Source organism: Nonomuraea sp. bgisy101, from assembly GCF_057708945.1.
Genome location: NZ_JBYITD010000028.1, coordinates 1 through 24,053 on the forward strand (window position 1 = coordinate 1; position 24,053 = coordinate 24,053).

A 24,053-nucleotide genomic window follows, 5' to 3' on the forward strand; every position below is an offset into this window, starting at 1 on the left:
CCCCCTCCCCCCCCCCCCCCCCCCCCCCCCCCCCCCCCCCCCCCCCCCCCCAGGCCCTCATCCGACTGGGTCGGCGGCATGCGGACGTCGACGACGGACACATCCGGCCGCCACCTCAGCAGCGCGTCCAGCGTCTCCGGTCCGGTGGTCGCCGTCGCCACCACCTCGTGTCCGTACGCCTGGAGGAGGCGGACCATCCCATCACGCAGCAGGTAGAGGTCTTCGGCTACAACGATGCGCATGGCAGGTCGAGCAGCGCGGCGACCTCGAGCACCGCGTGATGCGCGGCCGGCCTGGCGACCGCAGCCCAGGTTCGGGCTGCGGTGCGCTCGCCGGGCATGGGGGCGACGATGTGGAACAGGAACCGGCGGGCCGGAACCCGTCACCCGGCGAAGGATTCTCGGAGGAACTCGACGATCTCCGCCCGCGCGGCCTTCGCCTGCGGCACCACGCCCGGCATGCTGAGGAACGCGTGCGTCGCTCCGGGATGTTCGGTGAGCCGCGCGGGCGTCCCTGCCGCCCGCAGCCGTTCGGCGTAGCCGCGGCCGTGATCCGCCAGCGGGTCGAGGGTGGGCACCACCACGAGCGCTGGAGCCAGCCCGCTCAGATCGTCGGCATACAGCGGCGACACCGCACGGGGATCCGTTCCCGGCGGAACGGCGAGCCGCTGGAGCAGCCGCATCTGCGTCAGGGTGAGAGTCGGGCTGTCGGCGTACTGGGTGATCGAGGCGTGGTCGAACGCTGTCGAGGTCAGGTCGACAGCGGGGTTGACCAGCACCTGCGCCCGCAGGAGCAGGCCGGACTCCTTGGCCCGGATAGCGGCCATGGCGGTGATCATCGCGCCGGTGCTCTCACCGAAGACGGCGGTCCGTGTCGGGTCGATTCCCCACTGCGCGGCGTGCCGCACCACCTGCCCGAGTACGTCCCAGCCGTCGTCGACGGCCGCCGACAGCGGAGTCCCCGGGGCGAGGAGGCGGTGCTCGACCGAGACGACGATCGCGGGCAGTCGCACGGCGAGATGGCTGTTCACCCAGTCGCTCTGCACCGCCGTGCCCACGAACCCGCCTCCGTGCACGTGGAGCACGAGCGGCAGGTCGCCTTGCCCGCCGCCGGGTCCGGATGAGGGCCGGTACACCCGGACCGGGAGCCTGCGGCCGGGCAGCGCCACCTCCTGCCACTGGATCGCGGCGCCACGATCCGGAATTCCGGTGATCACCCTCGCCGCGCGGGACGCTCGCTTGCGGTTCTCCGCGTCGCGGTAGGCGACCAGTTCCTCGGCCGTCATCGCCGACCAGTCCGGCTGCTTTCCCAGGGCGTGCAGCAACCGGATGCCCAGCGGCGGCCGCTCCGTACCGGTGACCTCGCTCATATGTCCTCCTCAGCCCACGAGTTTCGCTACCGAAAGTATCGATACCAACAGTAGCGCAATCCGTTATCGTGTGGGCATGACCCGAGCGACCACATCCGCCAGACCGCCCGGTCGCCCGCGCTCCGGCGTCAACGCCGTGGTCTTCGCCGCGACACTGAGCACGGTCCACGAACTCGGCTACGCGCGTGCCACCGTCGACCGCATCGCCGCCGCGGCCGGGGTCGCGAAGACGACGATCTACCGTCGCTGGCCGTCGAAGGGCGCGCTGATCGTGGACTGCCTCCTTGACGCGTTCGGCCCGGTGCCGCTGGAGGGCGCCAGTCGAGCCGAGCTCATGTCCTCGGCCATCCGCTGGATCGCGGCGAAGATCAGCGAGCCCGGGGTAGGCGACGCGTTCGCAGGCGTGTTCAGCGACGCCGTCAGCGATCCGGCCCTGCGCGAAGTCCTGTCCACGCGCTTGCAGGACCCGTACCGGCTCGCACTCCAGGACGCGCTCGACGAGCCGGAGAACCGGGTCCTGTTCTTCATCGACGTCGTCGTCGCAACCCTGCTCCACCGCATGGGCATGACCGGCGAACCGATGGTCGACGGCGACGTCGCCGCGCTGATCGAGATGGTTCTGCTGTACTTCGCCGACAGTGCAGGGCCGGCCTAGACCTGCTGTCGAACCGGCGATCGGCTCCGGCGGAGACGAGGCGGCCGGCCCCTTCCCGGGCGGGTTCAGACGGCCTGTTCGTGCGCCGGTGCTCCGGAGCGCCTGCGCAGGACGTGGTGCGCGATGGCGACAGCGACGCCGGTCGCCACGAAGAGCGCGGTAGCGGCGGGGCTCATGAACTTCGACAGGCTCGGCGCGCTGGTCGGCCCGAATACCCAGAGCGCCAGCGGGACGGCGTAGACCGCGGTGAGGGCGCCGGCCCACCAGCGGAGTGCGCGCAAGCGGGGTTCGCGCAGAGTGCCGATCACCACGACGGCGACGGGAATGCCGGCGATCAGCGCGAACTGGCCAAGGACGAGGACCGGGACGGCCCAGGCCGCGATGAGGACAGGCAGCGAGGTGCGGTTGGCGGTGCGGTTCGTGCGGTCGCGTTGCGGGATGGTGATGGTCATCGTCTTCTCCCAGGTCTCTCGGTGGGGGAGGAGCTGCTCGCCGTGCGAATCAGCTGCCGGGTATGGGGAAAGGCGGCGGGCGCGGCCGCCGCCTCGCTGTTCGGCGGGGCGGATGTACCCGCGGTGGACGTCGGCGGCAAGGGCCGGGGCGACGACGGTTGGCTCAGTGGTGGCGGGAGCGGGTTTCGGCGGCGGCTTTGAGGTCGGCCAGCCAGGCGTCGAGACCTGGTGCGAGGTAGGTGATGGAGGTGGCCGGGTCGGCCTCGATCTGGTCGCCGGTCCAGCTCTCCTCTGTGCGGACGAGGACGCCGCCCTTGACCTTGATGAAGTTCCAGACGTGGATGCCCTGGTCGATGCGCAGTCCCTTGCCGATCGCGGGCCCGGTCCAACGGATGCACTGGTTGTGCTTGACCTGCTGGACGGAGGAGGTGATGACGAGGGTGGTGGCGGGGGTCATGGGTGTGGCGGGCGCCGGTGTGGTCCACCGGAACCGCGAACCCTTCCGCAACGGTCCCGGGTCCAGTCGCTTCATGCTGGTGACGGGTGCCTGCCAGGACGGCCAGCCTTCCACGTCGGTGTGCAGATTCCAGATGGTGCTCAGCGGCGCCTTGATGAAGGTCTCGGCCCGGTGGTGGAGCTTGGCAGTGGGATCGATGCCCTTGCCCCGGCAGGTCAGCGAATTCGGAGGAGTGGCGTGGCCGGACGTGGCGCTCGGGCTGGGGCTTGCGGCATGGGCCGGTGCGGCGGCGATGCCGCCGAGGAGCCCGGGGCCGACCAGCGGGATCGCGAGCAGAGCGGAGCGCAGCCGAGCTCGCCGGCGGGGGGATCGTGGGGTGCTGGTGGGGGTCCGCGGGGTGGGCGATGCGGACGCGTTGGTGTCGATCATGGCTGTTCTCCTCTTTGCTTGTTAGTATCTCTCGCTATAGTTAGAAGCTATAACGCCGTGGGCTTCAGCGTCAATAGCAAAAGTGAGAAGCTCTAACTAGACTTCGACGTTGTCGCGCGGACCAGGAAGGAGCGGCTGATGACGGACCCAGGAGGGCAGAGCCCACGGGAGCGCTACCGGGCTCAGGTGCACGCGGAGATCAAGCGGCACGCGTGGGAGCAAATCGCCGCGGCGGGAGTGCCCGCGCTGTCGCTCAACGCGATCGCCAAACAGATGGGCATGAGCGGCCCTGCCCTCTACCGGTACTTCGCCAGTCGCGACGAGTTGATCACCGCGCTCATCCGCGACGCCTACCGAAGCCTCGCCGACACCGTCCGGGCGGCGTTCGACTCCGGTGCCGACCTGGCCGGACTGGCCCACGTCATCCGGGAATGGGCCCGGAGCGACCCGCAGCGGTACTTCCTCATCTACGGCACGCCCGTGCCTGGCTACCACGCACCCGACGACATCACCGCGATCTCGTTCGAGGTCATGACGGTGCTGCTCGAAGCCTGTCGCGCGCAGGCGGTAGACAGGCCGGCGACGCCGTTCGACGCCCACCTGGAAAACCACCGCGAATGGGCAAACGACCACCCGGCGGAAGCCGCGACCCTGCATCGCGCCCTGTCCTTCTGGACCCGCCTGCATGGCGTACTCTCACTCGAACTCGCCGGCCACTTCACCGGAATGAAGTTCGACCCCAACCTGTTGATCGCCGACGAGCTGAACGACCTACTGGCACAGTGACCACGTCGTCGGTCACAGCCGGGATGCCGGGCCCGCTTCTCCTCATTCGAGACCGGGATGGGAGCGTGTTGACGTTCCCATCCCACGACAGCCGCCCACAGCGCGTACCCCTCCCGGGCTGTGGCGATCCGCTAACTGCATCTGCCCGTGCTACGTCACCGTGGTCCACGTACAGCACGTCCGGGTCGACCCGGACGTGCGGGAAGCGCGCGGCGAGCTCGTCCGCCAGCGCCCAGTGGGTGGTCGCCCGTCGCCCGTCCAGCAGACCGGCGTGCGCCAGCGCGAAGGCGCCGGAGCGGATGCTGACCACCCGCGCTCCCTGGGAGTGCGCGCGGCGCAGCGCCCGTACGACCGCAGGTGAGGGTGGTTGCTTGGCGGGCACTCAGCCCGGGATGACCACGGTGTCCGCCCGGTCGAGCGCGTCCCGCTGGCCCCATGACGACAGAACAGAACACGCCTGACTATGTGTGGTCCGCTGTCCAGGATGCCCCGGTCCGCGAACTGTTCCCCGGCATCCGTGCGCGCCCGCTGTGGACCGGGGGCAATGGGGCGAAGGCCTATGTGCTGGAGATGGACGCGAACACCTGTTGGCAGGGGGTCGACGTCCACGAGCCGGGTCCCGAGGAGGTCTTCGTGATCTCTGGCGTCTTCAACGACGGCGACCGGGACTACCCGGCCGGCTCCTTCATCCACGCCCCCGCAGGTTCCTCGCACGTCCCGCAGACCACGACGGGCTGCACGCTGTTCCTGTTCTACCCGGAAGGCTAGATCACCCACGGTTGTGTGGCGCCTCCCTGCTGGAGGCTCAGGGGGCCTGCCACAACAGGCTCGAGTCGCCGGTCAGGGACGCCTTGACATAGCCGCTCCAGTCATCTGGACAACCTTGATCGCGCCCGCTTCCGCGCCGTCGAGCGTGGCGCGGGCCACGTCGCGGGATCGTTCACGTCACCTTCGTAGCGGGCCATCATGCCGGTGGCGGCGGCTCCCAGGTGCACGCCGGTGACCAGATTCCCTGGCCGCGCCGTTCGAGGCGGGTGATGCCCAGACCCCACCGGGATCGGCCCCCAGAGCGCCTTGAGCACCCGGCGAAGGCCACCGGCAGCAGGCCGGTGACCAGCCAGGCGCGCATGGCTGTCAGGCCAGGCCGACAGCCATGCGCTGTCAATCCCGGTTGACAGCCTCCTTGAGGAAGACGATGCCGTCGATCACGTCGAGGTGGGCCGGGTCCAGCGGGATGTAGGCGTGGTCCTGCGGGACGCGCGAGCTCGGCTGAGTGACGGTTTCGGCCAGGTGGCGGGCGTCGACGAGTGAGTGGTCCCAGGGAAGTGCGGACAGGGTGCCCTCCACGGTGTCCGGGCCCGGGACGTCGGTGCCGACCGTGCCGAGGGCCGAGGCCAGGAAGGCGTATCGGTCGCCCAGGTGCGTACCGATGATCGCTCCCGCGCCCCACCACTCCAGCAGCTGGTCGCCGAGCCGCATGAAGCTCTTGTTCCGCTGCAGGTGGAGGTTGTGCGCGAAGACCAGGGTCGGGCCGTGCTCGGCGACGGCAAGCAGATTGGCGGCCATCATCGCGTCCCGCAGGCTCGACAGCCGGGCCCACCGTGCCGGGGACGCGTCGGCCATCCAGTAGTGGTAGCGGAGCAGGCCGGTGGCGGTGCGCCCGTACAGTGCCGCCCGCTCCCTGTCCTCCGCGCTCAGCTGCGGCGCCTGCGTGTCGAGCAGCGCCACCAGGTCGTCGGCGATCAGCCGCAGCCGCTGGGCGTCGGCGGACTGGCCGATCGACTGGGACGGATCCATGGCCGAGGCCTCGTTCGCCCACCGATCGTCCGGACCCAGCAGCGTGTCGAGGGTTTCCCTGGTTACCACGGTGCGGGGGAGCGGGCCGTCGAGGAGGTCGTAGAGGGCGGTGAGCGCCTGGCGCGGGCTCGCCGCCCAATACTCCAGAGGGCCGTCGAACCCGAAGAACCGGAGCTTTTCGTCATGCTCCTCGTTGTACGCCCGCATCCAGCGTACGAGGTCGCGGTTGGCCGGTGAGGCGCCGAAGTTGTGGCTGAAGCCGCGTTCCATGACGTCATCGAGCGTGCCCGTGCCCGTCGTGATGTAGTCGTCCACCACGAGGCCCATGAGACAGTCGCTCTCGATGGCGAACGACCGGTAGCCCTCGTGCTCGACCAGATGCCGGAAGATCTCGTTGCGCAACTCGCCCAGCTCCCCGACGAAGTGCCTGGCCTCGCCCAGGCCGAGCAGCAGGGGCTTGGCGGGCAGCGACCGCAGGAACGCCGAGACGCCCGCGCCGTCGAGCGCACGGGCTGTGTCCTTGATATCCATGACTTCAACGGTATCGTTGAACTTTCGGTAGAAACTTTTCGCGAAACGCCCCGCCGCCACCGTGATGAACCTTCAATCGACGATGCATCCATGAGGTCGGCGGATCCGGATCCGCGTGTAGGCGAAGCCGCAGAGGCAGGCTGGTGAAGGCATCCCATCCGGCATGGTGGGCACGGGCCAGGAGCTCGTGCCACTGTGGCTCCGCGGTCGTGTGGACTGCGGCGAGTGCGGGGACGAACTCGCCGCCGCGTTTGGGCGGCCGGCCTCCCTCGGAGTTGGCTAGGAAGAACTCCTCGCGCGAGGGCGCCGAACGGCACATCACCCGATCGGAGCGCACCCTGCCCAGCACCCCGACGGGCAGCTCAGCCAGCAGGAAGGCAACCAGCGCAGGTCGTAACCGGCGTCGGCGACGATGAATCGGCAGATCCCCGTCATGCAGCCGCTGACCGCCAGCGCCGGCCGCCCGTCAGCGGCCCGCGGCAGTGGCGACGTGGCCAGGGGCATCCGCAGCCGCGCCATGTCGATGCGACCGTGATCCAACCCGTCGTACAACGCGCCGTGCCGCGCCGATGCCTCCGGGGCCAGCGCCGGCCCGACCAGGGTCTTGACCGGTCCATCCGCGCTCAGCACCGCGTCGGTCAGCTCGAACAACTCCTGCGGCGACGGGTCAGGCAGGCGAACCACTCGGTTCGGAAGCTGACGAGCGTAGCCCGCACAGCGCTGCCGCCGCTATCGCCGGATGGCCTGCCCTCATCGGGCAGAGCATGTGCCGGCATGAAGGTCACGGCCACCGCCTCTCCTCGAGCTTTCACACCTCGACGATGAGCCGGTGGCCGCCGCCGTCTGGCGAATAGACGTGGCCCCACCGTCACAGCCCGCTATGCGTGAAAGATCACCATGCCGGCCGGGGCGAAGGAGAAGATCAGCGGTTAGAGTCAGTCGCGATGAAAACTCGTGCTGTGCCGGGCGCGCGGTGGCTGCTGCTGGACGAGTACACCGGTGAGGTCGGTGAGCCCGACGTCACCGTGGGCGTGTGTCACGACATCGACGGGCTCTTCGTCGACCCCGAGCCCATCCCTCCGCCCGAGACGTTCACCCTGCTCGGCTGCGACCCGGCGGGGCCGTTGCGGGACGCGCTGGGGCATCTGGGTACCCGCCGGGCGTGGTTGCCCAGCGTCGCCCTGTTTCCCGTCCACCGGAAGCGGCCTGCCGGGTGCCTGTGGGACGAGCGCGGGTGCACCTGCGTGGAGGAGCTCATCGATGTCACCGTGGTCGGCCGGCGCCCGTCGGCAGCACGAGAAGGCATGGTGGACCTCGACCTGAGAGGATATGTCCGGCTGCTTCCGGAATACGGGCTCCCGGAAGAGAAACCGGACGTGACAGGGTTCCGCCTGGCCGCGCTCGATGACGCGACTCTCGGCGAGTGCCTGGACGTGGCCGGAGTCTTCCGCGAGCGGCCCTCCCCGTCCATCCGGCCGGTGACCCTGATCGGCTTTCGCCCCGAAGCGCCGCCGCTGCTGAAAAGCATCGAGGGACGCAAGATCACGGCGTCCATCATGACCCTTCAACACGACGGCCGGATCGCCGGACAGGTCGCGCTGCTGTCGGCCACCGTTGTCTCCGCCCGACCGTCGAGATTGGGCGACGGCCTGCTGGACATCACCCTCGACGGCGGGATCGAGGAGCCGACGCCGAGCGCCGCCCGCGAGATCTTCCAGATGTGGTACGACGGCGGCCCGGCCGAACCCGGCCTGTGGGCACACTACGACCGGCTGCTACAGCGCGAATGGCTCGGATTGGCGGTCAGTCGTCACTGTCTTCAGGGCGGACTGCCGGACAAATCAGCTGGAACCACATACCACCTCGACGGCCGTTTCGTCACCGACATCGACGCCTTCTACTGCGCCATCGGAGAGGCGGTCAACGGTCCAGGCGGCTACTTCGGCTGGAACCTCGACGCTCTGCACGACTGCCTCGGCGGCGGATGGGGTGCCGCCCGTCCATTCCAGCTGATCTGGCACCACTCCAACGTGGCCCGCCGCCACCTCGTCGCAGGGTATGACCGGCCAGCGCACCGCCTGCGCGACTGGGGGCCGAGCATCGCACTGGACGACCTCCTGAAGATCTTCTCCGAGCGCAAGGTCGAGGTCGAGTTCCGCTGACCCATCACCGCTCGCCTCTCGTCTGGCGGACCGGCATGGCGCCACCACTACCGCATCCGACGGCTCGGATGATGTATCACCGCATAGCGGATTGCGGCGAATGGGGCATGGCGTGTCTGTCTGCGAGCTCGGTAGAGAGCACCAGTCGGGATGGGCTTGAGTTGCCACTGGACAGCCCGGTCGGATAGGAACCTTGCGTGCTAAGAGGTAACAAGGTCGGGCTCAGGGCCCGGCACGAGGACGACATCCCGATCTTGCTGGCCGAGCTCTACGACGACGTGGTCAACGCCTCGCGGGCCGAAGGCCGGCCGTGGCGGCCGATCACACCCGGCTCGAAGGATCCGCGGCTCGTGGTGGACGACAAGGAGCAAGGGCACGTCCCGTTCTCGGTCGTGGAGCTGGACGGTGGCACGCTGGTCGGCACCGCGACGCTGTGGGGCATCGACAACCACAACCGGTCCGCGCACATCGGGCTGGGGCTGCTGCCGTCGGCCCGCGGCAAGGGCTACGGCACCGATGTGGTCGCGGTGCTGTGCAACTACGGTTTCGTCGTGCGCGGCCTGCAGCGGCTGCAGATCGAGACGCTGTCGGACAACGCCGCGATGCTGCGCTCCGCCGAGCGCAACGGTTTCGTCCGCGAGGGCGTGCTGCGCTCCTCGGCCTGGGTGATGGGCGAGTTCCTGGACCAGGTGCTGCTCGGGCTCCTAGCCCAGGACTGGAAGCCGGCCTCGAAGGCCTACCTCTGATCTTCGCGTTCGGGACTTCGTGAACATGCCGGGCTGTGGGCAGGTGTAGCTGGCCGGGTGGCGTGGCGGGGTTCGGCGCCTTTGCGGTGATGAGCCGGGCGTTTGTAGTCGAACTCCTCGCGGAAGGAGCCGGGCGGCGCTGACCTGCGCGAGGTCGGCGCCTGGCTCCAGCCGGACGGCGTCCAGCAGAGTGGTCCAGGGGGTGCGGCCGGTCTCCAGGGCGGCGACGATGGAGTACGGCCAGCCGGGGATCATCTGATGCTTGGTCTTCTCACTGCGACCGTAGGCGTGACAGAACGACCGGTCCGGGCTGGTCGCGGCGTCCGGCCGCAGCCATGGACTGACGTCGGCGGCCAGCACGATCCGCCCGTCGGCAACGCGTGGTGACGGGAGCGCGGCCAGTGATCGGCGGAGGAGCTGTCTTCATACCCTTCGATGATCGTAAGAAATTCGAGTGCGGCAAGAGTGCGGGCAGGTGTTGCATTGATCAGATGATCGACGAACCGCTGGAGCGACTCCGCTCTGCCGCCCGACGCGCTCGTGAGCTGGCCCGAAACCGGGCGATCACCGGTCTGGGCCATCAGGACGCCGACGACGACGTCGGCACGATCGGCACGGACGATGCCCTCGGGTTCGACCCGTTCCCCCTGCTCGAAGCCCTCCACCGCAACGGCGTCCGAGTCGTAGTGATCGGGCAGGTCGCCGGCATCATGCATGGATCCACCGAGTTGACCGGCGATCTGGACCTGCTCTGGGATGGCGTCCCGGCTCACGCCCCGGCCCTGGCGGACGCGTTCACCTCCGTCAACGCCCAGCTCGCCGACGAACAGGGTGAACCCTTGGCGACTCACGCGGCTTCCTTCCTCCGCCCCAAAGTGCAGTTCACCTCGCCCGGAGCCGGCGGCGACTGCTGCACCCCGGCGCTCCCCTGGGGTGACCTTCACGTCCGAGAGCTCCTCGACCGCGCGATCACCGCGGTCGGCCCTGGCGGCCTGGAGGTTCGCTATGTCTCTCGAGAAGACCTGATCGGGATGCGCCGCGCCATAGGCCGCCCCAAGGACCTCCGGCGAGCAGACGAACTGGACTCGTTCGCCTCGAACGCTTACGGCCCACCTCCCCGCTGAGTACGCGCGTCCCGGTGGGGCAGGTGGCCGCGGCGCCCTTGTCGTTGGAGTTCCAGTCACCGGTGTCGTCGGCGTGCGTGTAGGTGGAAATGTCCGCCGAGGAGGCGCTGGCCGGCAGCGCCAGGATGAGGGCGGACACTACGGTGAGAAGCGACACGGCAGCGGCCCGGCCGCGCCTTGCTGTGATGGGCATGGTGCCCGCTCTGGCATGGCGGGTTCGTGAGCATCTCCCCGATCTTCGGGAAGCACGTTCCCGGATTTCCCTCACCATCGCCCCGGACCGGCGTCACGCTGCGCACATGTACCCGCTGAGCGGGTGCTCTCGCGCGCAGTCTTCCCGGCCATGGGCGACAGCAGTCGAAGGCTAAGGACCTGACGGCCTGGGACTTTCGGCCCTGACCGAGGAGCGCGCCGGCTGATGGGCTGGAGTGGACACCATGGGGGTGATGGCCATGCAGGCCGAGGCGATCCGCGCGGCGCTGGAGGCCGCGACCTGGGCTCCGTCCGTGCACAACAGCCAGCCGTGGACGTTCGCCGTGTCGGGCGAGGAGATCTCTGTTCGTGCCGACGCCGACCGCAAGTTGCGAGTGGGCGACCCCGAGGGCAGGGAGATGCTGATCGGCTGCGGCGCCGCGCTGTTCAACGTGCGTACCGTGCTCCGCGGTAAGGGCTGGGCGCCCGTGACCCGGATCCTGCCCGACCCCGACAGGCCGAACCTGCTGGCGACCGTACGCCTCGGCGAGGTCGTGACACCCGACGAGACCACCCGCCTGTTCGGCGGTGAGATCGAGCGCAGGCGCACGCACCGCGCCGGATTCACCAACCTGCCCGTTCCCGACAAGCTGATCGAGGCCCTGGTACGGCAGGCGGCCGCCGAGAACGGCAGACTGATGCCCGTCGGCGACGAGGCGGCGGTACGGGTGCTCGCCGCCCTCACCCAGGCGGCTCAGGCGGCGCGGCCGGAGGACGCCGAGGTGCGCCGGTGGGGGAGGGCTCCGGGCAGTTCGCGTAAGGACGGGGTGCCGGCCGACGCCTACCCGAGCGAGCCCGCTGACACCGGGTTTCCCCAGCGCGACTACGCGTGGGGGATCGAGGCCGATCAGAGTACGGCCACGGCGACCGGCGTGGTGGCGGTCATGACGACGCGCCGGGACTCGAAGGAGGAGTGGATCGCGACCGGCCAGGCGCTGCAGCGGGTCCTGCTGTACGCCTGCGCCTTCGGCCTGAGCGCGGCCTTCCACACCCAGGCGCTGGAACTGCCGCACCTGCGCGAGTTCGCGCGCGAGGAGGTGTGCTCGGGGGAGTACCCCCAGATGATCATGCGCCTCGGATTCACGTTCGACTCGACGCACGGCGTCCGCCGGCCGCTGTCCGAAGTCCTCGACTGAGCCCCTGATCGCGTCACATGATCGACTCCGGCCGCGCGTCGTTCATCGTCTGACCCACCTGTCGGCTCTGGCCAAGTCCCGAGGTCGACCATGACCTCAGAGTGGCGGTCATCATCGGGTCAGACGATACGACGCGCGGCTCATCATCCCGAGCTCACAAGGGGACGTGCCAGCGCAGCCGCGTCCCTCCGCCGTGGGGTGTCTCCAGCTCTGCGGTGCCGCCCAACCGGGCGGCGCGGTCTTCGATGTTGCGCAGGCCGCTGCGGCGTTTCACCTCGCCCACGCCGACGCCCCTGTCGGCGACCGTCAGGGTCAGCTCGCCGCCGGCGACCTCGACGGCGACGTCGGCCTGGCTCGCATGCGAGTGGCGCACCACGTTCGAGAGCGCCTCGCGCAGCACCGCCAGCAGGTGCTCAGCGGCGGGCTCGGGCACCAGCGTGTCGATCTGTCCCTCCATGCGAAGGCCGGGCATGAACCCCAGATGCGCCCCAGCGCCCTCCACCAACTCCACGATCCTGCTTCGCAGGCTGGGCGCTGCTTCCTCAGGCGGCCCTTGCAGCGCGAAGATGGTCGAGCGGATCTGCCGGATCGTCTCGTCGAGTTCGTCGATCGCGTGATGCACCCGCTTGGCCGCCTCCGGCTGCTCCACCAGCCGGACGGTGCTCATCAACGTCATCGCGGTGGCGAACAGCCGCTGGATGACGACGTCGTGCAGGTCCTTGGCGATCCGATCCCGATCTTCCAGCAGGCCGAGCCGCTCGGCGTCCCGCCGTGCCTCGGCCAACTCCAACGCGATCGCCGCCTGGTCGGCGAACGCATGCAGCATCTGCTGGTCCGCGTCGCTGAACGGCAACCGCCCGCTGTATCTGGCCAGCGCCAGCACCCCGCGCACGTTCGGCATGGCGCCCAGGGGCACCATCAGTTCAGGCCCGTAACCCAGCCGCCGCAACGGCACGTCCGCATCCGGGACGATCATCGGCTCGCCTTGGGCGAACACCTCGCCCGCGAGCGTGGCCGACACCTCGAAGAGGGCCTCCGCCAGTTCCTCGGCGCCTTCGCCCTCTACGGCCGCCACGGTGAGCGACTGCTCGCGCGGGTCCGGCAGCAGTACCTGGGCCAGGTCCGCATCGCTCATCTGCCGGGCACGCTCGGCCACCACGGTCAGCACCTGGCGCGGGTCCGCGCCGGACAGCAACGTGGTGGTCACCTCTGAGGACGCCTGTAGCCATGTCTCGCGCCGCCGCGACTCCTCGTACAGGCGCGCGTTCTCCACCGCGACGCCGGCTGCGGTGGCCAGCGCGATCACCACGGCCTCGTCCTCTTCGTCGAACTCGCCGCCGCCGCGCTTCTCGGTGAGATAGAGGTTGCCGAACACCTCTTCGCGCACCCGGATGGGCACGCCCAGGAAGGTGCCCATCGGCGGGTGACCAGGTGGGAAGCCGTAGGACTCCGGGTGATCGGAGATGCGGCCCAATCTGAGCGGCCGCGCGTCTTTGATCAGCAAGCCGAGCAGACCAAGCCCGTGCGGCCAGTGCTCGACCTTGGCGATCTCCTCATCGCTCAACCCCACAGGGATGAACTGAATCAGCGTGTTGTCCTGCCCGACCACACCCAACGCTCCGTAACTGGCGTCCACCAGCGTGGTCGCGGTCTCCACGATGCGACGCAGCACCGTCTCCAAGTCCAGATCGCTGCCCACCGACACGACCGCCTCGAGCAGTGCGTGCACCCGGTCCCGGGTGGCCAGCACGGCGTCCAGCCGCACCTGTAGCTCGGCCAGCAGCTCATCGAGCCGCATCTGCGGCAGCAACGGACGATGCTCGCTCCCCATGCCGCACAGTGTCCCATTGGAGCAGTTCGGTACCTCACCCGCAGGGCTGCCGCAGGGCGTCATGCGTCCGTCACAAGGCCGTCGTGATGCGAACGCCGGCGACTTGAGCCGCGGTTCACGTCGCGGGCAGAGCAGCGGCGAGCAGGACGACGCCGAGCGATCCCATGAGTGCGGTCACCGCCATTGCGCGAGCGAGCCTGGGTCGGGCCGCGCCGCTGGCCCAGCCGTGCAGGCCGGCGGCGGCCATGACGGCGCAGAACAGCAGCAGTTTGGCGGCCAGGATCCGGCCGTAGCCGGGATCGGCGAGCGAGGCCCAGGTGACGCCCTTACGCCAGGCGAGGGCCACCCCGGTGCCGAGCTGGACGGGCAGGAACACCGCCGCGGTGATGAGTCCGAAACGGCGGCCGACGGCGCTCAGCACGGCCGCCCGCCGCCGCTCATCCAGGAGGCGGCGGGCCAGAGGCAGCACGACCAGCGAAACCGTGAGCTGCCCGCCGACCCACAGCGCGGCGGACAGCACGTGGAGGAAGCGGACGACCGACCACCAGGTCATCGCTCACTCCCTGGAGAGAGCACCATGTTCACAGCACACAGCCCATCACGTGCCCGGGCTGGCCACCACGGCGAGGCGCCGCGAGGCTGTCAGCCGGACCACCGTCGTCGTCAGCACCACGGTCAGCGCCGAGGTGGCGGCCAGCAGGCCGAGGCCCAGGCCGTAGGAGCCGAGTTCGCCGTAGAGGAAGCCCATCAGCAGCGGTGGTACGAACCCGCCCAGCCCGCCGGCCGCGCCGACCAGCCCGGTGACCGCGCCGACTTTGTCGGCGGGGGCGACCTGGGCGACCAGGGCGAAGGTGGCGCCACTGCCTGCGCCGAGGGCGGCGGCCATGGTCAGGAAGGCGACCGTGCCCATCGGCATCAGGCCGGGTGTGATGGCCTGGATCGCGGCCATGACGGCGACGACGGCGAACACGCCGGTCAGCACGGGAATCGGGCCGATGCGGTCGGAGAGCCAGCCCCCGATCGGCCGCATGATGACCGCGAGGATGACGAACCCGGCCATCCGGTTGGCGGCGTCGGCCTGCTCGAGCCCGTACCCGGTCTGCAGATAGGCCGGCAGGTAGACGGAGAAGGCGACATAGCCGCCGAAGGCCACCGCGTACAGGATGCAGGCCTGCCATGTGATCGCCAGTTTGGCGGTGGCCGCGAGCCGTCCTGGCAGCGGTTGCGCCGCGACGGTGCGGCCTGGCGCGTCGCGCATGACCAGCCAGGCGACTGCGGCGTACAGCGCCAGCGCGATCGCGGTGATGAGGAACGGGGTGGCCGAGCCGCCGCCCTTGACGAGCTTGACCGTGGTCAGGGCGCTGATCGCGGTGCCGCCCATGCCGGCGCCGAAGATGCCGATGGCCAGGCCACGACGGTGCGGCGGGAACCAGGCGCTGACGAACGGCACGCCGACGGCGAACACCGTTCCTGCGATGCCCAGGAAGAAGCCGCCGACCAGCAGCATCGGCAGCGAGCTCTGTCCGGCTACACCGATGAACACGACGGGCACGATGGTGGCAGCCGAGATCAGCGGGAACATCGACCGGCCGCCGAAGCGGTCGGTGAGCGCGCCTACCGGGATGCGGCCCAGCGAGCCGACGATCACCGGGACGGCGACCAGCAGCGCTTGCTGGGCCGACGACAGGCCGAGCAGATCCTTGAATCGCGGTCCCAGCGGGCTGAGTAGCGCCCAGGCCCAGAAGTTCAGTGCGAAACCGAGGGTCGCCAAGCCGAGCATCAGCGCGGGTCTGCCCCCGAAAGCGGACGGGTCCTTCTTGTCGGTCATCGCCATCCTTCCTCATCGCTGTCATCACGCACCAACGCGTGCTGTCTTTTACATCCCAGCTCAGGGGCTCGGCCCGGGGTACTGACCAAGGTCCTCACTGTGGAGGACCTCCGGTCCGTCCCGAGAGCGGCGCCGGCACGGCTTCGGCGCGGCGATACAGGCGATCCGGACGGGCAGGCCCGTCCGGCCTCCCAGATCACGATGAACGGGCTGACGGCTACGTCGCGCCGGACCCTGCCCAGCGGCCGGGCGTGGGGTGGCGCGCCGGTCATGCGGGTGCTCCCAGCAGAATGCGGTGCACGACGTCAGCGGCCGAGTGGTTCTCGGGCAGCCCGTCGAGAAAGGCGGCGTTCTGGCCCAGCGTGAGCAGGGCGGGCTCACGGTAGCCGTCGCCGCGGGTCTGGCCGAGCCCGATGGCGGCGGTCAGCCCGTTACACAGGCATTGGCGAGCTGTGGCCTCCTCGGCAGGTCCGCCCTTACGTACGTAGGTATCGACGGGTTCGGCGGAGCAGCGGTAGCCGATCGCGCCGTCGGGTTTGACGTACGGGGTGCGCAGGTATCCCAGGTCGCACAGCCGGGGCCGCTCCTCGTAGACGCTGGGGTCGGACAGGGTCCCGGGCACCCGCGCGACCTTGAACGGGAAGCCGGTAGGCGACGCGCGCGGGTCGTTGCGGACCTCCAGAGCGCCGGCGGTGGCCTCGCGCAGCAGGCGGCGCCTGAGCTCGTCGTCGAACCCGGACTCACGGCACAGCGCGAACGCCGAGCCGACCTGGACGCCGGTGGCCCCAGCGGCCAGCGCCCGGGCCAGCCCTTCGGGCGTGCCGTAGCCTCCGGCCAGCCAGAACGGCAATCCGAGCGCCGCGACCTTGCCGACGTCGACCTCGTCGCGCGGGCCGTACACAGGTTCGCCGGCCGCGTCCAGTGACAGGCGGCCGCGCGGCGGCGCGCTGTGCCCACCGGCCACCGGCGTCTCCAGGACGAACCCGTCGGGCCGAGCCTGCGGGGACCGGGCCAGGTAGGCGGCCAACACGTGGGAGGAGACGATCGCCAGCAACTTCGGCCGCCGCAGCGGCTCGGCGGGGCGAGGCAGCAGCGCGGCCGGGTCGAGGCCGATCGCGTGCCGCGTGCCGTCGGTGCCGGCCACGGCGACCGTGATCTCAGCCGGGCGGTGCGCGGCGAACTCGTCGAGCACGTGCGGTATCTCCGCCGGAATGCCGGCGCCCATCAGCACATAGTCGGCGCCGGCCAGCATTGCCCCGTAGACGGCGGCCGGCGTGGCCAGCTGGATCTTCTCCAGGTAGTTGACGCCGATCGGGCCGTCGTGCCCCTGCCGGGCGAGGAAGACCTCGGCGAAGTTCGCGACCACGATCAACTCGTCGCGGGCGGGATTGGGCCGCAGCCCGAGCCGGGGCACCGGCCGGTACGGCTGCCCTGGCGCCGTCCCGCCGGGCACGAAGTAGCGGCCCAGCACCCGCTCGGCGATCGCCGGCACCGGGAAGCAGGCCAGCGCCCGCCGCAGGTGCCCTCCAGGGTCGCCGCGCTGCAGCCGGCGGGCCAGAGTGACGTCCAGCGCGGTGCCCGACACCACGCCGAGCTGCCCGGTCCGGGCGACGGCGCGCGCCAGCCGCCACCCGGACACCGCGACGCCCATGCCACCCTGGATCAGGACGGGGAGCGCGGCCTCAGACACGACACGCCCGCATCGTCCGCGCCCACGTCAGCACGTCGGCGTTCGTCTCTCTGGCCAGGTCGCGGATCGCCAGCATGTGCTCGCGATGCTCGGCGTGGAACGCCTCGGCGAAGTGATCGGCGATGGACAGCACACAGTCCTCCAACTTCGGGGTGGGCACCCGTGTAGTGACGAAAGCGCCCGTGTCACGCTGGATGCCGGTCATCGGCGCACGTCGAGCGGGGTGCGCCGCCGGTAGACGACGTATGGCCGCCACAGGTACGCGATCGGCGCCGACCACACGTGGACGAGCCTGGTGAACGGCCAGATCGCGGCCAGCAGCCAGGCCGACAGCACGTGCAGCTGGAAGACCAGCGGCACGTCCGCCATCAGGGCGGGGTCGGGGCGGAAGGTCAGGACGCCGCGGAACCAGACGGCGATGGTGGCGCGGTAGTCGTAGCCGCCGCCGACCAGGTTCTTGCCCACGGTCGCGGTCATGCCGAGCACGATCACCGCCGCCAGCACGGCGAACAGGACCTTGTCGGCGCGGGTGGTGGTGCGGCGCACCCGCGCGCTGGTGAAGCGGCGGGCCAGCAGCAGTCCCAGCCCCGCGACCACCATGAGCCCCGCTACGGTGCCGGCGCTCACCGACACCAGGTGGTAGAGGTGCTCGTCGACGCCGACCGCCTCGGTCAGGCTCTTCGGGACGAGCAGGCCGAGCACGTGACCGCCGATGGCGGCGAACGCGCCGAGGTGGAACAGCGGGGAGCCGAGCCGCAGCAGCCGGCTCTCCAGCACCTGCGTGGTGCGGGTGGTCCAGCCGAACTGGTCGACGCGCCAGCGCCAGACATGACCGACGACGAAGATCGTCAGGGCGACGTAGGGTACGACCACCCAGAGCGCGACGCTCACGGCCGCACCTCCAATGCGTTCAGGGGCGGACCGAAGGGGGCCTGACCAACCTCCTCGGCGGGCGGGCCCGCCAGCGCGAGATCGGCCACCGCGGCCCGCTCGGCCTCCGACAGGCCGGGCAGCTCGGCGCAGAGCGCGTCGAGGACCCACGCGTACGGCGAGCCGCCGTCGTGCAGCGCGGTGCGGATCAGCTCCAGACCCTTGCGGTGCTGGCGCAGCGGCGCCTCGCCGGTGGCAGGACCTGACAGGGCGGCGAATTCGCAGACCACGGGGAGAAAGTCCGGCAGCTCGCCGTCCGGCGGGGTGAGCCCGGCCACCCGGTAGCGTTGCTTGAGCGTCAGCAGGGCCATGCCGCGGCGGCGGGTGTCGCCGTGCAGGTAGTAGGTGAGGTAGAGGCTGGACTTGCGGCGCAGGTCGAACGTCTCGACGTAGGCGCGCGCCAGCGCCATCGGCTCGGTGGTGCGAAACCACTCGACGAACCGCGTCAGCGACTCGCGCGCCGCCGACTCCGGCAGCCGGCGCACCGCCTCGCCCAGCTCCTCCCGGGCGGCGATCAGCTCGGGGTCGGGATACTGAAGCAGCAGCGACACCAGTCGAAACAGCATCGCCCGGTCCGGCGGGGCGAGCTCGGGCAGTGCGCGCCGGCCGGGCTCGCTGTGCCGGCGCGGCCCTGCGGGCGCGAGGCGGCGGGGCCAGGTGCGGAGCTTCATGCCGCGTCTCCCTTGCCGACGAAGAGCTTGAGCCCCACGCGCCCGTCGCCGCGGCGCCCGGTCACGCCGGCCGGGTGGAACTCGCTCATTCCGGGCCCGCCGTCGCCGTCCAGGCTGCACCCGTCCGCTTGGGCGGACAGCGCGGCGGCGTCCTCGCGGTGTGCGGCGGGCACGACATAGCGCTCGTCGTACTTGGCGACGGCCAGCAGCCGGTACATCTCCTCCATGTCGGCCGCCGTCATCCCGGCCGCCTCCAGCAGGTGCGTGGCCACACTGCCGTCAACGGTGCGGGCCCGCATGTAGGCGCGCATGGCCGACAGTCTCATCAGCACCCCGGCCACGACCTCGATGTCCCCGGCCGAGAACAGGCTCGCCAGGTACTCCAGCGGGATGCGCAGGTCGGTGATGGCGTGAAAGACGTTGTCGGGGTCGTCGGCGTCGGCGCCCACGCTGGTGACGGCGTCGAGCACGGGTGACAGCGGCGGGATGTACCAGACCATGGGCAGCGTGCGGTATTCGGGGTGCAGCGGCAGCGCCACCCGGTACCGCATGGCCAGCCGGTAGATCGGCGAGCGGCGCGCCGCCTGGATCCAGTCCTCGCTGATCCCGCTCGCCCGGGCGGCCGCGGCCACCTCGGGATCCTCCGGGTCGAGGAACACCTGGCGCTGCGCCTCCAGCAGGTCGCTCGGGTCGGCGACGCGGGCGGCGTTCAGGACGGCGTCGGCGTCGTACAGGACGAGGCCGATGTAGCGCAGCCGCCCGACGCAGGTCTCGGCGCACACGGTCGGCTGTCCCGCCTCGATGCGGGGGAAGCAGAACGTGCACTTCTCGGCCTTGCCGGTCTTGTGGTTGACGTACACCTTCTTGTACGGGCAGGACGACACGCACATGCGCCAGCCGCGGCAGCGGTCCTGGTCCACCAGGACGATGCCGTCCTCCTCGCGCTTGTACATCGCGCCGGACGGGCAGGCGGCGACGCAGGCCGGGTTGAGGCAGTGCTCGCAGATGCGCGGCAGGTGGAACATGAAGGTCTTGTCGAACTCCATCTTCACCTTCTCCACCATGGCCGCGAGGTTGGGGTCGGCGCCGGCGTACTCGGGGGCGCCGCCCAGGTCGTCCTCCCAGTTCGCGCCCCAGGTGATCGCCATGTCCTTGCCGGTGATGGCGGACTTGGGGCGAATGACCGGGACGTGTGGCCCCGCGGGGGCGTTGATGAGGGTGTCGTAGTCGTAGGTGGCCGGCTCGTAGTAGTCGTCCAGGTCCGGCAGATCCGGATTGGCGAACAGGCTGAGCAGGCGCTTGATGCGGCCGCCGGCGCGGAGCTTGAGCCGGCCGCGCCCATCCAGCGTCCAGCCGCCGTGCCAGCGCTCTTGGTCCTCGTAGCGTTTGGGGTAGCCGACGCCGGGCTTGGTCTCGACGTTGTTGAACCAGACGTACTCGACGCCGTCCCTGTTGGTCCAGGTCTGCTTGCACGTGACGGAGCACGTGTGGCAACCGATGCACTTGTCCAGGTTCATCACCATGGCTACCTGAGCGAGCACCCGCATCAGTAGGTCACCTCCTGGTCGCGGCGGCGGATCACCGTGACCTCGTCACGCTGGTTGCCGGTCGGCCCGTAGTAGTTGAAGGCATAGGTGAACTGCGCGTACCCGCCGATGAGGTGGCTCGGCTTGAGCAGCAGCCGGGTGAGGGAGTTGTGCACGCCGCCGCGCCGGCCTGACCTCTCGGTGAGCGGCACATTCACGTTGCGGTCCTTCGCGTGGTACATGTACACGGTCCCGGCCGGCATGCGGTGCGAGACGACCGCCCTGGCCACGACCACGCCGTTACGGTTGTACGCCTCGATCCAGTCGTTGTCGGCGACTCCGATCGTGGCGGCGTCTTCGACGCTCATCCAGATCGTGGGCCCGCCGCGCGAGAGGGCGAGCATGTAGGCGTTGTCCTGGTATTCGGAGTGGATGGACCACTTGGAGTGCGGGGTCAGGTAGCGCACGGTGACCTCGGCCGCCCCACCGTCGGCCTGCTCGCCGTAGTGGCGGTGCATGTTGAGCGGCGGCCGGTACGCCGGCAGCTGCTCGCCCAGCTCGATGATCCAGTCGTGGTCGAGGAAGAACTGCTGGCGGCCGGTCAGCGTGTGCCACGGTTTGTCCCGCTCGACGTTGATCACGAAGGCGGAGTAGCGGCGCCCGCCGGTCTCCGATCCGGACCACTCCGGTGAGGTGATCACCGGTTGCGGCCTGGACTGCGTGTCGGCGAACGTGATGCGCTTTCCCTCGTGCTCGGCTGCCAGGTCGGCGAGCTTGGTGCCGGTGCGCTTCTCCAGTGTCTCGAAGCCCTGCGTGGACAACCGGCCGTTGGTGGTGCCGGACAACGCGAGGATGGCCTCGCACATCCGGTCGGCGGTGTCCAGCGAGATGCGGCCCTCGGGGGTGACGCCGTTCTTGCCGCCCAGATACTCCAGCTCGGGTTCGACCCGGTAGGTGATGCCCTTGGTGGTCAGCCCGAGGTCGGCGAAGAGCGGCCCGATGCCGCGTACGCGCTTGCCGACGGCCGCGTAGTCGCGCTCGATGGTGATGATCTTCGGCATGGTCCTGCCAGGGATCGGCTCGCACTCGCCGTGCTTCCAGTCGCGCACCCGGCCGCCGGGCTGGGCCAGCTCGTCGGGGGTGTCGTGGGTGAGAGGGACGGCCAGCACGTCGGTGCGCCTGCCGAGGTGCTCCGCGGCCAGCTCGGAGAACGTGTCGGCGAGGCCGAGGAAGACGTCGTAGTCGGCGCGGGTCTGCCAGGGCGGGGCGATGGCCGGGTTGAAGGCGTGCACGAACGGGTGCATGTCGGTGCTGGACAGGTCATGCTTCTCGTACCAGGTGGCGGCCGGCAGCACGACGTCGGAGAACAGCGCCGTGGATGTCATCCGGAAGTCGATCGTGGTCAGCAGGTCGAGCTTGCCCTCGGCGGCCCCCTCGCGCCAGGTCACCTCGACGGGGTGAACGCCTTCCTCGTTGCGGGTCTCGGCGTCGGTGCCGAGCAGGTGGCGCAGGAAGTACTCGTTGCCCTTGCCGGAGGAGCCGAGCAGGTTGGCCCGCCACACGGTCAGCACACGGGGGAAGTTGGCGGGGTCGCCTGGGTCCTCGGCGGCGAAGCGCAGCCGGCCGGAGGTCAGCTCGTTCACCACGTGCTCGGCGACCGGGATGCCCTTCGCGGCGGCCTCGTCGGCGAGCGCGAGCGGGTTGCGGTTGAACGTCGGATGCGAGGGAAGCCAGCCCAGCCGCGCGGCCTGCGCGTTGCAGTCGGCGAACGACCGGCCCGCGAACATGCCCTCGCCCAGCGGGCTGGCCAGCTCGTCGGCCTGGATCTGCTCGTAACGCCACTGGTCGGTGGCCAGGTACCAGAACGCGGTGCCGGCCATGTGCCGGGTCGGCCGCTGCCAGTCGAAGGCGAAGGCCAGGTGCTGGAAGCCGGTGATCGGGCGGACCTTCTCCTGGCCGACGTAGTGGCCCCAGCCGCCGCCGTTGACGCCCTGGCAGCCGGTCAGCAGCACCAGCGTGAGGAAGGCGCGGTAGATCTGGTCGGAGTGGAACCAGTGGTTGGTGCCCGCGCCCATCGCGATCATCGACCGGCCCTCGGTGCGCTCGGCGTTGCGGGCGAATTCGCGGGCGATCCTGGCGATCGTGGCGGCCGGGACCGAGGTGATCTCTTCCGCCCAGGCCGGGGTGTACGGCTGCGAGGCGTCCTCGTAGCTCGCCGGCCAGTCTCCTGGCAGGTCGCGGGCCACCCCGTACTGAGCCATGAGCAGGTCGAACACCGTCGTGACGAGCTGTCCCGCCACCTCGGCCACCGGCACGCCGCGGCGCATGACCGAGCCGCCCTCGGTGGCGCCTTCGTCGAAGCGCGGCAGATCGACTTCGACCGCGCGGCGCCCGAGAAGCGTCAGCGCCGGGTTGGCGCCGTCCAGGTCGAGGTTCCAGCGGCCTTCGCCCTCCTGGCCCCAGCGAAAGCCCAGCGAGCCGTTCGGCACGACCGCTTCACCGGTCTCCTCGTCCAGGAAGACGGTCTTGAACGCGGCGTGCTCGCTCTCCGCGCCGAGATCCGCGGCGGTCAGGAAGCGGCGCGGCACGTAAGCGTCGCCGCGCCGCTCCAGCGTCACCAGGAACGGCAGGTCGGTGTATTTGCGGATGTAGTCGGTGAAGTAGGGGACCTGCCGGTCGCGGAAGAACTCCGTCAGCGTCACGTGGCCCATCGCCATCGCCAGCGCGCCGTCCGTCCCCGGGTGCGGCGCCAGCCAGTCGTCGGCGAACTTGACGTTGTCGGCGTAGTCGGGGCTGATCGCGACGACTTTGGTGCCCTGGTAGCGGGCCTCGGTCATGAAGTGGGCGTCCGGTGTGCGGGTGACCGGGATGTTGGAGCCCCACATGATGAGGTAGCGGGAGTTCCACCAGTCGGCAGCCTCGGGGACGTCTGTCTGGTCGCCCCACACCTGCGGGGAGGCGATCGGCAGGTCGGCGTACCAGTCGTAGAAGGACAGCAGCGTGCCGCCGATCATCGACAGGAACCGCGTCCCGGCCGCGAACGACGCCATCGACATGGCCGGAATCGGCGAGAACCCTACGACTCGGTCGGGGCCGTACTCCTTGACCGTGTGCACATGCGCCGCGGCCATCAGCTCCAGGACCTCTTCCCAGCTGGAGCGGACGAATCCACCTTTGCCGCGCGCCCGCTTGTAGGCTCGCGCCCGCTCGGGGTCGCCGGTCAGTTCCTCCCACGCCAGCACCGGATCGCCCAGCCTGGCCTTGGCCTCGCGCCACATCTCCAGAAGCACGCCCCGCACGTACGGGTACCGCACTCGTGACGGCGAGTAGGTGTACCAGGAGAAGGACGCGCCGCGGGGGCAGCCGCGCGGCTCGTACTCCGGCGACTCCGGCCCGACCGACGGGTAGTCGGTCGCCTGGTGCTCCCACGTGATCAGCCCGTCCTTGACGAACACCTGCCACGAGCACGAGCCCGTGCAGTTCACGCCATGGGTGGAGCGCACCACCTTGTCGTGCGCCCACCGGTCCCGGTAGAAGCGGTCCCAACTGCTCGGGTCTATCTGGTGCAGGGTGCGGCCGTCCGCCGACACCTCGGACCTGGTGAAGAACGCACGGGCAGCGAGCAACGGCCCCATGCCAGGGGTGGAGTCGACATCAGTCACAGGATCTTCCTCGCTACAG

General features: G+C 70.1%; 23 protein-coding genes and 1 pseudogene. 7 read left to right on the forward strand and 17 right to left on the reverse strand.

The window, feature by feature from the left end; all coding sequences use genetic code 11:
• Positions 1-242, reverse strand: a 242-nt coding sequence (locus AC3EO4_RS39645; protein ID WP_431900555.1) for a response regulator transcription factor, incomplete at its 3' end; no start/stop codon positions are given.
• A gap of 140 nt (positions 243-382) precedes the next feature.
• Positions 383-1,369 (reverse strand): alpha/beta hydrolase, encoded by a 987-nt coding sequence (locus AC3EO4_RS39650; protein WP_379580625.1) that lies wholly within the window; start codon positions 1,367-1,369, stop codon positions 383-385.
• 136 nt (positions 1,370-1,505) lie between these two features.
• Between AC3EO4_RS39650 and AC3EO4_RS39655 the strand changes: the two genes are divergently transcribed.
• A complete protein-coding gene (locus AC3EO4_RS39655) occupies positions 1,506-2,024 on the forward strand; it encodes a TetR/AcrR family transcriptional regulator (protein ID WP_379580626.1) in 519 nt (172 codons plus the stop codon).
• A gap of 65 nt (positions 2,025-2,089) precedes the next feature.
• Here AC3EO4_RS39655 and AC3EO4_RS39660 read toward each other — a convergent pair whose 3' ends face one another.
• Positions 2,090-2,476, reverse strand: coding sequence for a hypothetical protein (locus AC3EO4_RS39660; protein WP_431900557.1), 387 nt, complete (start codon positions 2,474-2,476; stop codon positions 2,090-2,092).
• A 163-nt stretch (positions 2,477-2,639) separates the two neighbouring features.
• Complete coding sequence (locus tag AC3EO4_RS39665) at positions 2,640-3,362, reverse strand: SRPBCC family protein (RefSeq protein WP_431900559.1); 723 nt, start codon at positions 3,360-3,362, stop codon at positions 2,640-2,642.
• A gap of 186 nt (positions 3,363-3,548) precedes the next feature.
• On the opposite strand from AC3EO4_RS39665, the gene AC3EO4_RS39670 reads away from it, so the two are divergent.
• Positions 3,549-4,148 carry a TetR/AcrR family transcriptional regulator gene (locus AC3EO4_RS39670; protein WP_379580629.1) on the forward strand — a complete coding sequence of 200 codons (600 nt, stop codon included), beginning with the start codon at positions 3,549-3,551 and terminating at the stop codon, positions 4,146-4,148.
• Between the two features lie 151 nt (positions 4,149-4,299).
• Here the strand turns inward: AC3EO4_RS39670 and AC3EO4_RS39675 are convergent.
• Positions 4,300-4,572, reverse strand: a pseudogene (locus tag AC3EO4_RS39675) (DJ-1/PfpI family protein); the annotation flags it as partial.
• A gap of 11 nt (positions 4,573-4,583) precedes the next feature.
• Here AC3EO4_RS39675 and AC3EO4_RS39680 point away from each other — a divergent pair.
• The gene (locus AC3EO4_RS39680; protein WP_379580630.1) at positions 4,584-4,916 is read left to right on the forward strand and encodes a cupin domain-containing protein; all 333 of its coding nucleotides are present in this window, start codon (positions 4,584-4,586) and stop codon (positions 4,914-4,916) included.
• A 393-nt stretch (positions 4,917-5,309) separates the two neighbouring features.
• On the opposite strand, the gene AC3EO4_RS39685 is transcribed toward AC3EO4_RS39680, so the two are convergent.
• Both AC3EO4_RS39685 and AC3EO4_RS39690 read right to left on the reverse strand, forming a co-directional pair.
• The gene (locus AC3EO4_RS39685; protein ID WP_379580631.1) at positions 5,310-6,476 is read right to left on the reverse strand and encodes an erythromycin esterase family protein; all 1,167 of its coding nucleotides are present in this window, start codon (positions 6,474-6,476) and stop codon (positions 5,310-5,312) included.
• 318 nt (positions 6,477-6,794) lie between these two features.
• Entirely contained in the window at positions 6,795-7,127 is a 333-nt protein-coding gene (locus tag AC3EO4_RS39690) for a transposase (protein WP_379580632.1), read from the reverse strand.
• 293 nt (positions 7,128-7,420) lie between these two features.
• Here AC3EO4_RS39690 and AC3EO4_RS39695 point away from each other — a divergent pair, with 293 nt between their 5' ends.
• Complete coding sequence (locus AC3EO4_RS39695; protein WP_431900561.1) at positions 7,421-8,638, forward strand: barstar family protein; 1,218 nt, start codon at positions 7,421-7,423, stop codon at positions 8,636-8,638.
• A gap of 197 nt (positions 8,639-8,835) precedes the next feature.
• Positions 8,836-9,384, forward strand: a complete 549-nt coding sequence (locus AC3EO4_RS39700) for a GNAT family N-acetyltransferase (RefSeq protein WP_379580634.1) — start codon at positions 8,836-8,838, stop codon at positions 9,382-9,384.
• Here AC3EO4_RS39700 and AC3EO4_RS39705 read toward each other — a convergent pair.
• Positions 9,343-9,744: a transposase gene (locus tag AC3EO4_RS39705; protein WP_379580635.1), complete on the reverse strand. Its 402-nt coding sequence runs from the start codon at positions 9,742-9,744 to the stop codon at positions 9,343-9,345. The genes AC3EO4_RS39700 and AC3EO4_RS39705 overlap by 42 nt on opposite strands.
• 131 nt (positions 9,745-9,875) lie before the next feature.
• Here AC3EO4_RS39705 and AC3EO4_RS39710 point away from each other — a divergent pair, with 131 nt between their 5' ends.
• Both AC3EO4_RS39710 and AC3EO4_RS39715 read left to right on the forward strand, forming a co-directional pair.
• On the forward strand, positions 9,876-10,508 hold the full coding sequence (locus tag AC3EO4_RS39710) for a hypothetical protein (protein WP_379580636.1): 633 nt from the start codon (positions 9,876-9,878) through the stop codon (positions 10,506-10,508).
• 446 nt (positions 10,509-10,954) lie between these two features.
• On the forward strand, positions 10,955-11,896 hold the full coding sequence (locus AC3EO4_RS39715; protein WP_379580637.1) for an Acg family FMN-binding oxidoreductase: 942 nt from the start codon (positions 10,955-10,957) through the stop codon (positions 11,894-11,896).
• Positions 11,897-12,050: 154 nt separating this feature from the next.
• Here AC3EO4_RS39715 and AC3EO4_RS39720 read toward each other — a convergent pair whose 3' ends face one another.
• The 9 genes from AC3EO4_RS39720 to AC3EO4_RS39760 form a co-directional block, all read right to left on the reverse strand.
• Positions 12,051-13,727: a sensor histidine kinase gene (locus tag AC3EO4_RS39720; protein WP_379580638.1), complete on the reverse strand. Its 1,677-nt coding sequence runs from the start codon at positions 13,725-13,727 to the stop codon at positions 12,051-12,053.
• 115 nt (positions 13,728-13,842) lie between these two features.
• Positions 13,843-14,280 carry a hypothetical protein gene (locus AC3EO4_RS39725; protein ID WP_431900563.1) on the reverse strand — a complete coding sequence of 146 codons (438 nt, stop codon included), beginning with the start codon at positions 14,278-14,280 and terminating at the stop codon, positions 13,843-13,845.
• 45 nt (positions 14,281-14,325) lie between these two features.
• Entirely contained in the window at positions 14,326-15,555 is a 1,230-nt protein-coding gene (locus AC3EO4_RS39730; RefSeq protein ID WP_379580640.1) for an MFS transporter, read from the reverse strand.
• A gap of 268 nt (positions 15,556-15,823) precedes the next feature.
• Positions 15,824-17,245 (reverse strand): nitronate monooxygenase, encoded by a 1,422-nt coding sequence (locus AC3EO4_RS39735; RefSeq protein WP_379580641.1) that lies wholly within the window; start codon positions 17,243-17,245, stop codon positions 15,824-15,826.
• Entirely contained in the window at positions 17,238-17,450 is a 213-nt protein-coding gene (locus tag AC3EO4_RS39740) for a hypothetical protein (protein ID WP_379580642.1), read from the reverse strand. Before AC3EO4_RS39740 ends, AC3EO4_RS39735 begins: the two co-directional genes overlap by 8 nt.
• On the reverse strand, positions 17,447-18,136 hold the full coding sequence (narI, locus tag AC3EO4_RS39745) for a respiratory nitrate reductase subunit gamma (RefSeq protein WP_379580643.1): 690 nt from the start codon (positions 18,134-18,136) through the stop codon (positions 17,447-17,449). The genes AC3EO4_RS39740 and narI overlap by 4 nt, the downstream gene beginning before the upstream one ends.
• The gene (narJ, locus tag AC3EO4_RS39750) at positions 18,133-18,846 is read right to left on the reverse strand and encodes a nitrate reductase molybdenum cofactor assembly chaperone (RefSeq protein WP_431900565.1); all 714 of its coding nucleotides are present in this window, start codon (positions 18,844-18,846) and stop codon (positions 18,133-18,135) included. The genes narI and narJ overlap by 4 nt, the downstream gene beginning before the upstream one ends.
• The gene (gene narH, locus AC3EO4_RS39755) at positions 18,843-20,393 is read right to left on the reverse strand and encodes a nitrate reductase subunit beta (protein WP_379580645.1); all 1,551 of its coding nucleotides are present in this window, start codon (positions 20,391-20,393) and stop codon (positions 18,843-18,845) included. The genes narJ and narH overlap by 4 nt, the downstream gene beginning before the upstream one ends.
• Positions 20,393-24,007, reverse strand: coding sequence for a nitrate reductase subunit alpha (locus tag AC3EO4_RS39760; protein ID WP_379580788.1), 3,615 nt, complete (start codon positions 24,005-24,007; stop codon positions 20,393-20,395). The genes narH and AC3EO4_RS39760 overlap by 1 nt, the downstream gene beginning before the upstream one ends.
• Positions 24,008-24,053 lie beyond the last annotated feature (46 nt).

Coding starts and splice junctions, on each gene's coding strand:
- AC3EO4_RS39650 (WP_379580625.1), bottom strand. CDS start 1,369: ATGAGCGAGGTCACCGGTACGGAGCGGCCGCCGCTGGGCATCCGGTTG.
- AC3EO4_RS39660 (WP_431900557.1), bottom strand. CDS start 2,476: ATGACCATCACCATCCCGCAACGCGACCGCACGAACCGCACCGCCAAC.
- AC3EO4_RS39665 (WP_431900559.1), bottom strand. CDS start 3,362: ATGATCGACACCAACGCGTCCGCATCGCCCACCCCGCGGACCCCCACC.
- AC3EO4_RS39680 (WP_379580630.1), top strand. CDS start 4,584: ATGACGACAGAACAGAACACGCCTGACTATGTGTGGTCCGCTGTCCAG.
- AC3EO4_RS39685 (WP_379580631.1), bottom strand. CDS start 6,476: ATGGATATCAAGGACACAGCCCGTGCGCTCGACGGCGCGGGCGTCTCG.
- AC3EO4_RS39695 (WP_431900561.1), top strand. CDS start 7,421: ATGAAAACTCGTGCTGTGCCGGGCGCGCGGTGGCTGCTGCTGGACGAG.
- AC3EO4_RS39710 (WP_379580636.1), top strand. CDS start 9,876: ATGATCGACGAACCGCTGGAGCGACTCCGCTCTGCCGCCCGACGCGCT.
- AC3EO4_RS39715 (WP_379580637.1), top strand. CDS start 10,955: ATGGCCATGCAGGCCGAGGCGATCCGCGCGGCGCTGGAGGCCGCGACC.
- AC3EO4_RS39720 (WP_379580638.1), bottom strand. CDS start 13,727: ATGGGGAGCGAGCATCGTCCGTTGCTGCCGCAGATGCGGCTCGATGAG.
- AC3EO4_RS39725 (WP_431900563.1), bottom strand. CDS start 14,280: ATGACCTGGTGGTCGGTCGTCCGCTTCCTCCACGTGCTGTCCGCCGCG.
- AC3EO4_RS39730 (WP_379580640.1), bottom strand. CDS start 15,555: ATGACCGACAAGAAGGACCCGTCCGCTTTCGGGGGCAGACCCGCGCTG.
- AC3EO4_RS39740 (WP_379580642.1), bottom strand. CDS start 17,450: ATGACCGGCATCCAGCGTGACACGGGCGCTTTCGTCACTACACGGGTG.
- narJ (WP_431900565.1), bottom strand. CDS start 18,846: ATGAAGCTCCGCACCTGGCCCCGCCGCCTCGCGCCCGCAGGGCCGCGC.
- narH (WP_379580645.1), bottom strand. CDS start 20,393: ATGCGGGTGCTCGCTCAGGTAGCCATGGTGATGAACCTGGACAAGTGC.
- AC3EO4_RS39760 (WP_379580788.1), bottom strand. CDS start 24,007: ATGGGGCCGTTGCTCGCTGCCCGTGCGTTCTTCACCAGGTCCGAGGTG.